We start from the raw sequence: 13,253 nt of genomic DNA on the forward strand, positions 1-13,253 counted from the left end.
GTCTCCTTGACCCGGATTAGTTCGGTTACGACCAGCGACGGAAAATCAACGAGGTGTTGACGCCACCAAACGCAAAATTGTTGTTCATTACGTACTCGTTGCTCATCTGGCGGAACTCACCGCGCAGGTAATCGAGCTTGCCGCAGTGCGGATCGACCTCGTCGAGGTTGAACGTGTGGACGTACAGGTCGCGGTTCATCATTTCGATGCTGAACCAGGACTCCAGCGCACCGCAGGCGCCGAGGGTGTGACCGAGGAAGCTCTTTTGCGAACTGATCGGCATGTGTTCGCCGAACAAGGCGCTGGTGGCCAGTGTTTCGGCAATGTCGCCCTGTTCTGTCGCCGTGCCGTGACCGTTGACGTAGCCGATGTCTGACGGCTGCAACCCGGCGTCTTCCAGCGCCAGTTCCATGGCCCGGCGCATGGTGGCCTGCTCTGGACGCGTGGTGTGCTGGCCATCGGCGTTGCTGCCGAAACCGACGAGTTCGGCATGGATGTGCGCGCCGCGTGCCAGCGCATGTTCGAGCTCTTCGAGCACCAGCATGCCGCCGCCTTCGCCGATCACCAGGCCATCGCGGTCTTTGTCGTAGGGGCGCGGGCTGGTTTGCGGGGCATCGTTTTTCAGGCTGGTGGCGTAGAGCGCGTCGAAGACCATGGCTTCGGTCGGGCAGAGTTCTTCGGCGCCACCGGCAAGCATCAGCGGCAGACGGCCGAATTTGATCGATTCGTAGGCGTAGCCGATGCCCTGGCTGCCGCTGGTGCAGGCGCTGGAGGTCGGGATCAGCCGGCCGGTGAGGCCAAAGAAGATGCTGATATTCGCCGCGGTCGTGTGCGGCATCATTCGCACGTAGGAGTTGGCGTTCAGGCCCTCGGCCACCGAGTTGAGCAGCATGTTGCCGAACGCCTTGATCTCGTCGGTGCTGCCGGTGGACGAGCCGCAGGCGACGCCCATGCGCCCGTCCTTGATGATCGGGTTGCCCAACAGTCCGGCGTCGGCCAGCGCCTGTTCAGACGCACCGACGGCCAGGCGCGAGACCCGGCCCATGCTGCGCAGCTGCTTGCGGGTCCAGTGGCTCGGGACCTTGAAGTCGTCGATGGGCCCGGCCAGGCGCGTGTTGAGTTCCGTGAACCGATCCCATTCGTCCATCCGCCGAATGCCGCTGCGGTTGGCCGCGAAGTGGCCGGCGATGGTGTCCCAGTCGCTGCCCAGTGAAGTGATGCCGGCCATGCCGGTGACGACGACGCGCTTCATCAACACAGGCCTCCGTTGACGGCCAGAACCTGCCGGGTGATGTACGACGCTTCCGCCGACATCAGGAAATTCACCGCGCTGGCCACCTCTTCCGGGGTGCCCATGCGCTGTGCGGGAATCATTTTCATCAGTTCTTCCACCGGCACGTTTTCGTCGAGCATGGCTGTGTCGATCAGGCCGGGTGCGACACAGTTGACGGTGATTTTGCGCTTGCCCAGTTCGATCGCCAACGCTTTCGCCGCACCGATCAAACCAGCCTTGGACGCGCTGTAGTTGACCTGGCCACGGTTGCCGATCAACCCGGAAACCGAGGTGATGCAAACGATTCGCCCGGCCGCGCGACGACGAATCATCGGCATCATCACCGGGTGCAGCACGTTATAGAAACCGTCGAGGTTGGTGCGCATCACCACATCCCAATCATCCTCGCTCAGCGCCGGAAAAGCACCGTCGCGCGTCAGGCCGGCGTTCAGCACCACGCCGTAATAGGCGCCATGCGTTTCAACGTCGGCTTCGAGAATGGCTTTGCAGCTGGCGCGGTCGGAGACATCGAATTGCAGGACGCGTGCCTGGCGTCCCAACGCCTGGATTTCGCCCTGGACGGCGATGGCGTCGGTCAGGCCGCTGCGGCAATGCAACACGATGTCGTGCCCGGCCTGGGCCAGACGCAATGCGATAGCGCGGCCGATGCCACGGCTGGAACCGGTGACCAGTACGGACTCAGTCATCACTGGGCTCCTTGGGATTCATGAAGGTATTGAGCGGCCTGAGGCGGGCGGAACACGTTCAGGCGGGCGGTGGCGTGAATGCCGGGGGCGTTGATGTGGCATTCGAACACGCCCATGCCGTTGTCGTCTTCCAGCGAGCGTATGCCGTGGATAGTCAGCTCGGTGCCCGCGGGGAAGTGCTCCACGTTGCATTCGAATTTACGGGTGCCGAGCAGGAAGCCCAGCGCCACCGCATCACCGCGCTGGCGCGCATGGCAACCGGCGTAGGCCGCGACACTCTGGGCCATCAGTTCAATGCCGACCCACGCCGGCAGGCTGCCGTCAGGACGGTTGAACAGGCCATCGGGCTTGACGGTGAGGCGGGTGTGGATCTGCTCGTCATCGAACGCCAGGATCTGATCGATGAGGATCATGTCGCCAGCGTGCGGCAGCAGTTCGGCGAGCGGCCAGTCAATCATGGGGCATCTCCGATAATCAGGCTGACGTTATTGCCACCGAAAGCAAAGGAATTGCTCATCAGGTAGCGAGGTGCAATGGACGTCAGGCGATCGGCCGGGGTCACCCATTGCAAGACCGGCAACTCTGGGTCGGGCTGACCGTCCCAGACGTGGGGCGGCACGAGGTTTTCCCGGTTGTCCGTGCTCAGGCTCAACCAGCAGAACGCCGCTTCCAGGGCGCCGGCAGCGCCGAGCGTATGTCCGGTCATCGGCTTGGTCGAAGAGCAAGGCACGCCATGCGGGAACAGGGCCGAGACTGCCAGGCTTTCCATTGCGTCGTTGTGTTGGGTCGCGGTGCCGTGCAGGTTCAGGTAGCCGATTTGTTCGGGCTGCACATTTGCGCGGCTCAGGGCTTTGCTCATCGCTTGCAGGGCGCCACGGCCGGTTGGTTCCGGCGCCGAGATGTGGTGCGCATCGGAACTGGCGCCGCTGCCGAGCAGGGCAATCGGTTGGCTGTCGCCGGCCTTTTTGCTCATCAGAAACAGCACGGCGGCTTCGCCGATATTGATGCCGTTGCGGTTGACCGAAAACGGGTTGCAGCGCTGCTCAGACACCGCTTCCAGCGCCGAAAAGCCGTTGAGGGTCAGCTTGCACAGACTGTCGACACCGCCACACAAGACCGCGTCGCAGAGCCCCAGGTCCAACAGGCGCTGGGCACTCATCAACGCCCGGGCGCTGGAGGTGCAAGCGGTGGAGATCACATACGCCGGACCGCTCAATTGCAGCCAGTCGGCGAGGAAGTTGGCCGGCGCGCCGAGTTCCTGCTGCTGATAATCGTAGTCAGCGGGGAATTCATGTTCGCGGATGTAATGGGCCAGGCCACGGCTGGCCTCATCGATGCCCGAGGTGCTGGTGCCCAGAATCACGCCGATACGGTCACGGCCGTAAGTCTGGATCGCTTGATCAATCTCGTCGCGAATTTGCAGCGCGGCTTCCAGCAGCAGTTGATTGTTGCGGCTGCTTTGCTCGGCCAGTTCCGGTGGAATTGGCGCCAGTTCGCCACGCACCGCCGCCACCGGCAACGACCGCTCCGGCACCCAGCCGGACTCGCTGCGCATGCCGGAGCAATCGCCGGCAAACAGGTTGCGGGCGACTTCCCGTTTGTCGCGACCCAGGGCGCAGATCACCCCGAGGGCATTCAGGTAGGCAGTCATGGCATTTCACCGCTCAGAGGCGTGACCAGGTACTTCGGACCTTTAGGCAGGTTCAACTCAAATCTCAGTGGTTGCGAGTAATGTACGTCCCAACGCGCGGGCAGGGAACGTTGCGATCCATGTTGCCAGGCGTCGGGGTAGTTGCCCTGCAACTCGCCTTGCGGGGTCAGCGCGAACAGCAACGCGGCGAACAATTCCCGTGCTTCCGGATTCGGCGGCAGCAGGCCGTCGGCTTGCCACTGGCCATCGATCAGTTTCTGGCGTGCCTGCGGAATGCCCAGCAAGTCCATCATCGACCAGCGAATGCCAGGGCCTTCGCGGGCAATCACCAGCACCCAGTCCTGACGCTGATCATCCAGCAAACGCTGAATATGCAATTGCTGCGGCAACGGCAGCTTTTCCGTTTGCCCGGGCAGCGGCGCCTGGCTGGCGCAAGCGCTCAGCAGCAGGAGGCAACCCAGAAGCAGGTAACGAATCATGAGACATCTCTTGCGCAGAGTTCCGACAACACGCGCAGCCGACGCTTGGGTTCGCTGACGAACGGATTGCGCTCGTCCCAGGCATAACCGGCGAGGATCGCACTGATCATGCGGCGAATATCCGCTGAGCTGCCCGGATGGTAAATCACATCCTGGAAGGTCCCGGCGTACCAGCCTTCGACGTAGCAGCGGAAGGTGTCGACGCCACGCTTGAGCGGCGCGGCAAACTCGGTCTGCCAGTCGACGCTTTCACCTTGCAGTTGCCGATGCAAAACGCCGGCGGCCATGCTCGCCGAGCGCATGGCGATGGTCACGCCGGAAGAGAACACCGGGTCGAGGAATTCTGCGGCGTTACCGAGCAGCGCGAAGCCTGGGCCGTGCAAGGTTTTGACGTTGGCCGAGTAGCCGCCGATGGTACGCGCCGGCGTGTCCCACACCGCGTTTTTCAGGACGCCTTGCAGGCTTGGGGTTTCAGCGATAAAGCCACGCAGGCAATCGTCCAGATTTTCCATGCGCCCTTCGAAATGCTCGGCGGCCGCGACCACGCCCACCGAGCACCGGCCGTTGCTGAACGGGATGGTCCAGAACCAGATGTCGCGATGGATCGGATGGGTGGTGATGAGGATTTTTTCCCGCTCGAAGGTCGGGCTGTCGATATGGTCTTCGATGTGGGTGAACACGGCTTGGCGCACCGGGAAGTTCGACGGCGCCTCAAGGTCCAGCAGGCGTGGCAGCACGCGACCGTAGCCGCTGGCATCGAGCACAAAATCCGCTTCGACGCGGTACTGGCTGCCATCCTCGCGCAGCACATCAAGCTGTGGTTTCGGCAAGTCGAAATCGGCGCTGACGATGGCTTCTCCATAACGAACGTCGACGCCTTGCAACGCGGCCTGATCGGCCAGCAGTTTGTCGAAATCGGCGCGTTGCACCTGGAAAGTCGTCGGCTTGCCGTTGCTGAAGGTGTCGCCGAAATCAAAGGCGCTGTAGTGCTCGCCCCAGGCGAACGCGGCGCCGTTTTTCATCTGGAACCCGGCGGCGTTCACGGCCTCGAGCATGCCGGCTTCTTCGACGAAATCCAGGCAGTGCGACAACAGGCTTTCACCGATGGAAAACCGTGGGAAGTGCTGGCGTTCGATCATCAGCACGTCGTGGCCTTTGCGCTTGAGCAGCGCGGCGGCAATGGCGCCCGAAGGACCCGCGCCAATGACAACAACCTGGCGACGTTCCATTTCAACTGTTGGCACGGGGGCTCCTTGCCGGGGCGGCGAGATTCAAAGGGGTTTGATGCATGCCGGCGAGTGCCGGCAGCAGTGTAGCGATCAGGCCCATCACCATCAGCGCGAAATACAGCGCCGGGGTGATGAGTTGTTGTTGCAGCAGCAGGTTGAGAAAGACGATCTCGCTCAACCCGCGAATATTGAGCAGCAGGCTTTCGCGCCAGCGACTGGCGCCTTCAAACGAAGCACCGGCCCAGCCGAGGCCGAGCCAGTTGCCCAGGAGTTTGCTGGCAATCGGCAACAGCAGCAGCGCCGCCAGCTGCACCCAGCCGAGGCTGGCCATGGCGGCGTGGACATTGATCTGCACGATGCCGAACGTGAGGATCAGCGGGATGGCGATCCAGGTTTGCAAACGGATCATCCAGATCGCCGGCAACGGCAACCCCAGCGGCACTTTCAGTGCGGCCATGCACAGCAGATAACCGATGCCGAAAATCAGGGCATTGAGCTTGAAGTGTTCGGCGACCACCAGCAGCGCGAAGAAGCAGCCGCTGTGCAGCAACGGTTGGCGCAAACCCAGCAAACGCAGGAGCAACGGCAGGCAAGCGCCGACCAGCGGCAGCAGCAGACTGCTCAGGTGCAGGCTGCCTTGGGCAAAGCCGAACAGCGTCCAGCACGTCAGGTCGATGAGGATCGCGGTTTGCACCAGGCGACGGGTCGCAGCGGGCGGGTAGTTGATGTGTCGCAGGTACAAAAACAACACCGGAATGGCGGTGATGGCGAACACCAGGCCGACCGCCAGCGAACTGATCCACGGTTGTGGCGGCAGCAGCCACACCGAAGTGACAAGCCCGCAGGCAAACGGAATGCAAAAACTCGGCAGGGCTATTTTCAGGCTCTGGCGATCCAGCCGCAGGTCGATCACGTCGCTGAGGATGTTGCCCAGCAACAAGGCGAATCCGAGGCTGTAGAGGTTCTTCAGCCACACCGGCGAGATCAGCTCGGCGCCGCTGAGTTGCCAGCCCGGCTCGATCCAGAAGTACATCAGCAGCGGCAGGCCGAAAGTCGCCAACAGCAATTGGCTGACGATCGGGATCAGACCGAAGTGCCGACCCACGCGGGTGGCGACGGCAAACATTGCCAGGGCCATCAGCCAAAACAGGACGATCATCATGCTGCTGGCTCGACGACAGTGGCGGCATGCACTTGGCGTCCGGCCCACGGCGCCAGGATGAAACTGAAGGCCAGGCCGAGGCTCACCGACAGACCGAAGTTGCTCACCGCCGGCGTGCTGGACACCGCCAGCAAACCGAACGACAGCCACGTGGTCACCGCGGCCAGCAAGGTGCCCAGCAGGCTCACGGCGGCGCCGCCGACCTGTTCGCGCATGAGGATCGCGTAATCGACGCTGATCGCCGTCACCAGCAACAGACCGAACAGGCTGAACAGAGTCAGCGGTTGGCCCATCCAGCCGAGGCTGGCGAGGCTGCACAGGGCGGCGAGCAACGGTAGCGAGACGATGCGCAACGCACCACCGAAGCCGAAGGGCAGGATCAGCACCAGCACGATCAACACGCAGGAGGCGAGTTTCAGCTCTGCTGCGCTGATCTGTGTCGCGGCGAAAACGCTATTCAATTCACCGAGGCGGTCGACCAGTTCGACGCCCGGCAAGTCCAGAGCCTGAATGCGCAACAGCGAAGGGTTATTCAGACCTTGCAGGCTGACCATCGCCGCCACGCCGTCATCGGTCGGCCCCAGCCACAGAGTGCGATAAGGTTCCGCCAGCGGCCCGACCAGCGATGCGTCGATGTCTTCGACGGGCAGCGCCTGCAACGTTGCAAGCTCGGCCTGCAGTGCTTCTGCCGGCACGCCGAGGTCGAGCAAGGGCTGCCAGAACTGCGGCAACTTGCTCAATGCGTCGCGCACTTTGCGCTGATCGCTCGGCCGGCTGACCAGTTGATTCAGCGACAGGTAGCCCTGGAGTTTTTCCAGGTTGACCAACTGATCCAGCCGCTCGCTCAGCGCGGTTTGACGCTCGAGCAATTCCTGCTGATTGCCCGCGCGCACCAGGAAGAACTGGCTGGTCGGTTGAAAGCCAGTGATGCGCGCAATGGCCTGGGCTTCGTCAGTCAATTGCTGGGGCGCGCCGATCCATTGGCGGATATCGTTTTTGCTCTCGAGCTGCAACAAACCGCCGGCGCAGAAAGCAATCAGCAGCGCCAATAACACCGGCGTACTGATGTGCTTGAGCAGCGCTTCACGCAGGTTCAGCAAACACTCGCAGACACGCAACGGCCAACGCGCCGGCCGCAGGTTCACGCCCTTGAGCAGCGCTGGCAGCAGGCACACCGCTGACAGGTAGGCGCCGAGCAGGCCGGCGGCGGAGAACACGGCAATCTGGGTCAGGGCCGGGAACGGCGTCCAGGCCAGGGCCAGGTAGCCGATGCAGCTGGTGATCAGGCTCAGCGTCAGGCCCGGCAGGGTCAGGCGTAACGCTGGCCAACTATTCCAGGGTTTCAGGCTCCAGCTTTTCGACAGGTAATGCAGCGGGTAATCGACGGCCACGCCGATCAGGCTCGAACCCAGCACCAACGTCATCACATGCATGTGACCGAACAGCGCCACGCACGCCACCGCACCAAACAGCATGCCCACCAGCACCGGAACGAAAGCGAGCAAGACACGCCAGCGCCGGAAGGCCAGTAACAGCAGCAACAGAATGCCGACGGTGGCGCCGCCACCGACCCACGTCATCTCGCGGGTGGCTTGTCGCTGACCGTTGGCCGCATACAGCAAACCGCTGGCAGCGAGCAGTTGCACGTCGGCCTGGGCGGCTTCTCCGCGGCTATGTTCGAGCAAGTCCGCCACTTGCAGCGGCAGGCTCATGTCGAAGGCGTTGCCCGTGGTTTTTGCCCGCAGCAATACCCAACTCTTGCCGTCGGCATCGGCCACCAGCGCTCCGCTGCCGATGTCCAGTTGCACGGCGCCGTGTTGCGGCTGGCTGTTCTGGATGCGCCCGGTCAGGCCCAGCCAGTCCTCCTGGCTCGGTACCAGGCTGAAACCGGTGAACGGGTCGAACAGCGCTTGCACGCGCTGTTGGATAAAGGCGTCGGGATGGTCGATCAGTTGCTGGCGGTCCATCGCCGAGAGCATCGCCAGTCGGCCTTGCAGCAGTTGCGTGCGCAGTGCCGGCAAGTCGGCTTGCAGGTTCCACTGGACCTTCTCGAACAAACCGCTGGCCTGCCACTGTTCGCCGAGCTTCTGCGCCATGGCGATGGCTTGCGGGCGATCTTTATGGCCGACCAGCACCAGCATTTCGCGGTTCAGCGGTTCTTGCATGCGTTGTTCGGCGCGCAATTCCAGCGCGTCCGGCGCGGTGCCCGGCACCAGTTCCATCAAATTGGCCGACAGTGGTGCACCGTCACGCCATTGCCAACCGGCGAGCGCGAGCACCGCCAGCAGCAGGATCAGAAACAGCCACGGAAGCTTGCGTTCACTCGGCAAAGTCATGCTGCTCCGCGTCGCTCAACGGTTGTGTGCTGGTGCTGTCTTGCATGCGCAAAAGCGTGCTGTCGCCCTGGGTTTCCAACAGTTCGATGCTGTGCACCAATTCGCTGCCGGTGATGTTGATCTGGTTGAACACCTGCTTGAGCAGCAATGAGCGCGGGATCAGCGTCAGTTTCCAGCTCTGCGCGTCGCCGCTCAGGGACAGTTCGAAGTCCCGTTGCAATCCGCTGCTGTCACCTTGCAGCACGGCGAGGAACAAGCGGTTCTGCTCGGCGCCGGCGCTCTTGCTCGGCAGCGTCTGCCAACCGTTGGCGTCACGTCGGGCAATGCCTTTGCCGGTGATGCGGTAATCCTGTTGCAGCGGCGTTTTCAGCAGCCAGAGCAAGCCGTGGTTTTTTGCGAGGACAAAAGTGCCCTTGCTGGTCAGCGGCTTGGGCAATGCGCGCAGGTGTTTTTCCTGGATGAAATTGCCGTGGATCACATCGGGTTTGGCCAGTTGATCGCTCAGTTGTTGCAAATCAAACGCCTGCGCCAGCGAAGAAAAACCCAGCGCTAATACCAGCGCCACCACAATCCTGTAGCAGCTGGCGAAGCCTGCGTTCGGCTGCGCAGCAGTCGCCCTGCGGTTTTTCTGCTGTACCGCATGTACAGGTTTTGCAACGGCTTCGCCGCCGAACGCAGCCTCGCGGGCGCGGCAGCTGCTACAGAGGGTTTTCAGCAGGTTCATGCCAGCATCCTTTCAACGGCATCGGTGAAGATCTTCGGCGAGGCCAACTGCATTTCGCGGCTGCTCATGTCGACGGCCACCTGCACGGAACTGGCGCGGGTCAACCGCTCACCGGTTTGCAGATCGCTGATCAGGTAATTGATCTTCAGACGGTTCTCCCACTCCACCAGATTGGCCCGCACGTTCAGCTTTTGACCGAACACGGCGCCACGCACATAGCGCAGTTGCAGGTCGATCACCGGCCAGGCGTAACCCGACTCAACCATGGCGGTGTAGTTGTGGCCGATCTTGTCCAGCAGCGCACAACGGGCGATTTCCAGGTATTTGACGTAGTGGCCGTGCCAGACCACGTTCATGGTGTCGACGTCAAAGAACGGCACGAGGATTTCCGTATCGGTGTGAAGCACTCCCTTGCTACGCATGCAGCCTCCAGTGTTGCTCGGCGATACGTTTCAGGCACAGGCGCAATTCGCCTTCCAGCGCACGGTCTTCGATGACCGGCGGGAAGTCCTTGGCCAGCTCTTCGTGCATGGCCGCCAGTGCGGGTGGCAACGGGCGCGCGTCCTCGGCCTTGCTGCGCAGCCACACGCCCTGGTTGGCGGCCAGCAGGGTGGCGGCGGCGACCTGTTCGGTCAGCTCCAGCACACGGATCGCATCGCGAGCAGCGATGGTGCCCATGCTGACCTTGTCCTGGTTGTGGCATTCGGTGGAGCGCGAGAACACGCTGGCCGGCATGGTGTTTTTCAGCGCCTCGGCGGTCCAGGCGCTGGTGCCGATCTGCACAGCCTTGAAGCCGTGATTGAGCATCGCGCGGTCAGCCGTGGCGCCAGACAAGTTGCTCGGCAGGCCATGGTTGTAACGCTCATCCACCAGCAGCGCGAGTTGCCGGTCCAGCAGATCGGCAACGTTGGCCACCAGGTTTTTCAGGCTGTCCATGGCGAACGCAATGTGGCCGCCGTAGAAGTGCCCACCGTGCAACACGCGTTCGGCTTCAGCGTCGATGATCGGGTTGTCGTTGGCGCTGTTGAGCTCGATCTCAATGAACGAACGCAGCCAGTTCAGACTGTCGGCCAGAACGCCGAGGACATGCGGCGCGCAACGCAGGGAGTAACGGTCTTGCAGGCGATGCAGCGGTGCGGTCGGCGCGTCAATTGCCAGATCCTTGCGCAGCCACGCGGCGACTTGCATCTGCCCCGGGTGCGGTTTGGCGGCGAACAGACGTTCGTCGAAGTGCTCGGGATTGCCTTGCAGCGCGACCACATTCAGCGCGGTGATGCGCGTGGCCAGTTGCAGCAGGTAATCGGCGCGGGCATAGGCCAGGCAGGCGAGGCCGGTCATCACGGCGGTGCCATTCATCAGCGCCAAAGCTTCTTTCGGGCGCAGTACCAGCGGCGTCCAGCCGAGTTCACGATGCACGTCGCCGGCTTGGCGGCGTTCGCCCCGGAACATCACCTCGCGCTCGCCGGACAAGGTTGCAGCGACGTAGGACAGCGGCGTCAGATCACCGCTGGCGCCCACCGAGCCTTCTTCGGGGATCAGCGGCAGGATGTCGTGTTCGAGGAACGCCTGAAGGCGCTCCAGCAGTTCCACGCGCACCCCGGACACGCCGTGGCACAGCGACTGCAAACGCGCCGCCAGCACAGCGCGCGTGGCTTGCGCGTCGAGCAGTTTGCCCAGGCCGCAACCGTGGAACGTGTACAGATGACGAGGCAACGCCTCGACGTGATGCAGCGGTACAGCGACCACGCACGAGTCGCCGTAACCGGTGGTCACGCCATAGATCACGCCTTCCTTGTCCAGCAGGGAATCGAGGAATCGCGCGCCCTTGGCGATGCGCTCGCGGTACGCAGGGTCGCTTTGCAACTGCGTCGGCACCTGACGGTTGGCCGCAGCCAGCACGTCTTCGATGCGCAAAGGGAGTTCGCCGAAGGTTACCGGCTCAAGCGTTGGCGTCGTCATCGGTCTTCCAGAAAGGGTAAAAGTTGAACCATTGTCGGGGCGCTTCGAGGCAATAGTGACCCAGGCGTTCGGCGTAGCGGGACGCCCACTGATGAATGACCTGTTCGCGGTCGCTGCGTTTCCACACCACGGCCTCGGTAAACGGTTCGAGGGTGACTTGATATTGGCCTGTCGGTTTCTTCAGGCACATCAGCAGATGGATCGGGCATTTCAGCAAGCCGGCCAGCAGCCACGGCCCTTGCGGAAACGCGGCCTGATGACCGAGGAAGTCCACGGTCACGCTGCGCCCGCCATGCAGCGGCACGCGGTCGCCGGCAATCGCCAGCCACTCGCCGCGCTCCAGGCGTTCATGCAGTTGCAGCATGATCACCGGGTCCAGCTCACTGACCTGAATCAGCCGCAGATTGGTCGCGCCGGCTTCGCCGAGCAAACGGTTGAACTGCTCGGCGTGCTTGGTGTGGACCAGCACGTTCATGGTGACTTTCTCACCGATTTCCGCCAGTGCGCGACAGACTTCGAGATTGCCCAAATGCGCACCCACCAGCATCTGCCCGCGCGTGCCGCGCAGTTGAGTGCGCAGGAGCGCCGGGTCAACGATTTCGATGTGCTCGATGCTCAGCTTGCCGTTCCACACGTCGAGCTTGTCGAGCATCGAATCGGCGAAGGCCATGAACTGGCTGAACACTCGCCAGTGGGTCGGGCGCAATTCAGGGCGAGCGCTCCAGTCTGCGAGGCGCTGCTGGTATTGCCAAGCGCTGCGGCGGGCGCTGCGACCGAACAGGAAAAAGTACAACACGATGCCGTACAGCAGCGGACTCAACAGCCGTCGGCCCAGCACTTTGGCGCCGAACGCGGTGAGTTTCATCAGCCAGAAACTGCCACGCTCCTGACGGTCGGCCCAGTGTTCTTTGTCTGTGTTGATGCTCATGCTCGCCACCGTCGCCAGAGGATCACCGGTGCCCGCAGCAACATGCCGAAGAACAGCCGGGTGTGCATGCTCGAAATCAGCACATTGTCGTGGAACATCCGGAAATGCGAGACACCGTCCAGCGGGTAATGGACCTTGGTCGGCAGCCACTGCATCGGCTGATTGCGCCAGGCCAGGCGCACGAGGATGTCCGAGTCGAAGTCCATGCGCTTGCCGATCTTCGCCGAGTCGATCAGCGCCAGGGTCGGAGGCAAGGGGTAGACGCGGAAACCGCACATCGAGTCGCGGATCTGCAATGACAGCGTGTTGATCCAGACCATCACGTGGGTCAGGTAACGGGCGTACAAGCGGCCTTTCGGCACGCTGGCGTCGTATTGCGGATAGCCGCAGATCACCGCGTTGGGATGAGCGCGTGATTGTGCGATGAAGGTCGCGACATCCTGCAGATCGTGCTGGCCGTCGGCGTCCACCTGCAAAGCATGGCTGAAACCCAGGCGCGAAGCTTCGCGCAGCCCGGTCATGACCGCACCGCCCTTGCCTTGGTTGGCGGCGAGGCGGATCAGGTTGACCATTTCACGCTGGGCCAGTTGGTCGAGCACCCTGGCGCAGGGCTGATCGCTGGCATCGTCCACCAGAATGCACGGCAGGCCACTGGCGATCAGCGCGTCGACGACCGTGGTGATCGCGGTTTCGTGGTTGTAGACCGGGATGATTGCGCAGGGGTTATGCATGTTTCGAAACCTCCCCTGAACCACTGTGGCGAGGGAGCTTGCTCCCGCCCGAGTGCGAAGCGCTCGCCATGAAA

13 protein-coding genes are annotated in these 13,253 nt (G+C 62.7%); all 13 read right to left on the bottom strand.

What is annotated here, in order from left to right:
* Positions 1–25: 25 nt before the first annotated feature.
* Genes ACA060_RS01985 through ACA060_RS02045 form a run of 13 tightly spaced genes read right to left on the bottom strand, consistent with a single transcriptional unit; the run spans position 26 to position 13,179 of the window.
* Positions 26–1,252, bottom strand: coding sequence for a beta-ketoacyl-ACP synthase (locus ACA060_RS01985; protein WP_109627602.1), 1,227 nt, complete (start codon positions 1,250–1,252; stop codon positions 26–28).
* Positions 1,252–1,980: a 3-oxoacyl-ACP reductase FabG gene (gene fabG / locus ACA060_RS01990; protein WP_497315082.1), complete on the bottom strand. Its 729-nt coding sequence runs from the start codon at positions 1,978–1,980 to the stop codon at positions 1,252–1,254. Before fabG ends, ACA060_RS01985 begins: the two co-directional genes overlap by 1 nt.
* Positions 1,980–2,438 (bottom strand): hotdog family protein, encoded by a 459-nt coding sequence (locus ACA060_RS01995; RefSeq protein ID WP_109627606.1) that lies wholly within the window; start codon positions 2,436–2,438, stop codon positions 1,980–1,982. Before ACA060_RS01995 ends, fabG begins: the two co-directional genes overlap by 1 nt.
* Positions 2,435–3,631 (bottom strand): beta-ketoacyl-[acyl-carrier-protein] synthase family protein, encoded by a 1,197-nt coding sequence (locus ACA060_RS02000; protein WP_497315084.1) that lies wholly within the window; start codon positions 3,629–3,631, stop codon positions 2,435–2,437. The genes ACA060_RS01995 and ACA060_RS02000 overlap by 4 nt, the downstream gene beginning before the upstream one ends.
* The gene (locus ACA060_RS02005) at positions 3,628–4,110 is read right to left on the bottom strand and encodes a hypothetical protein (protein ID WP_497315086.1); all 483 of its coding nucleotides are present in this window, start codon (positions 4,108–4,110) and stop codon (positions 3,628–3,630) included. Before ACA060_RS02005 ends, ACA060_RS02000 begins: the two co-directional genes overlap by 4 nt.
* Entirely contained in the window at positions 4,107–5,354 is a 1,248-nt protein-coding gene (locus ACA060_RS02010; protein WP_497315088.1) for an NAD(P)/FAD-dependent oxidoreductase, read from the bottom strand. Before ACA060_RS02010 ends, ACA060_RS02005 begins: the two co-directional genes overlap by 4 nt.
* Positions 5,341–6,501: a sodium:proton antiporter gene (locus ACA060_RS02015; protein WP_497315090.1), complete on the bottom strand. Its 1,161-nt coding sequence runs from the start codon at positions 6,499–6,501 to the stop codon at positions 5,341–5,343. Before ACA060_RS02015 ends, ACA060_RS02010 begins: the two co-directional genes overlap by 14 nt.
* On the bottom strand, positions 6,498–8,837 hold the full coding sequence (locus tag ACA060_RS02020; protein WP_497315092.1) for an MMPL family transporter: 2,340 nt from the start codon (positions 8,835–8,837) through the stop codon (positions 6,498–6,500). The genes ACA060_RS02015 and ACA060_RS02020 overlap by 4 nt, the downstream gene beginning before the upstream one ends.
* On the bottom strand, positions 8,821–9,561 hold the full coding sequence (locus ACA060_RS02025; protein WP_497315094.1) for an outer membrane lipoprotein carrier protein LolA: 741 nt from the start codon (positions 9,559–9,561) through the stop codon (positions 8,821–8,823). Before ACA060_RS02025 ends, ACA060_RS02020 begins: the two co-directional genes overlap by 17 nt.
* Positions 9,558–9,983: an acyl-CoA thioesterase gene (locus ACA060_RS02030; RefSeq protein WP_109627619.1), complete on the bottom strand. Its 426-nt coding sequence runs from the start codon at positions 9,981–9,983 to the stop codon at positions 9,558–9,560. The genes ACA060_RS02025 and ACA060_RS02030 overlap by 4 nt, the downstream gene beginning before the upstream one ends.
* Positions 9,976–11,520, bottom strand: coding sequence for an HAL/PAL/TAL family ammonia-lyase (locus ACA060_RS02035; RefSeq protein WP_109627621.1), 1,545 nt, complete (start codon positions 11,518–11,520; stop codon positions 9,976–9,978). The genes ACA060_RS02030 and ACA060_RS02035 overlap by 8 nt, the downstream gene beginning before the upstream one ends.
* Positions 11,501–12,448, bottom strand: coding sequence for a lysophospholipid acyltransferase family protein (locus ACA060_RS02040; protein WP_109627623.1), 948 nt, complete (start codon positions 12,446–12,448; stop codon positions 11,501–11,503). The genes ACA060_RS02035 and ACA060_RS02040 overlap by 20 nt, the downstream gene beginning before the upstream one ends.
* Positions 12,445–13,179, bottom strand: a complete 735-nt coding sequence (locus tag ACA060_RS02045) for a glycosyltransferase family 2 protein (RefSeq protein ID WP_497315096.1) — start codon at positions 13,177–13,179, stop codon at positions 12,445–12,447. Before ACA060_RS02045 ends, ACA060_RS02040 begins: the two co-directional genes overlap by 4 nt.
* Positions 13,180–13,253 lie beyond the last annotated feature (74 nt).

Source organism: Pseudomonas sp. LBUM1671 (assembly GCF_059695685.1).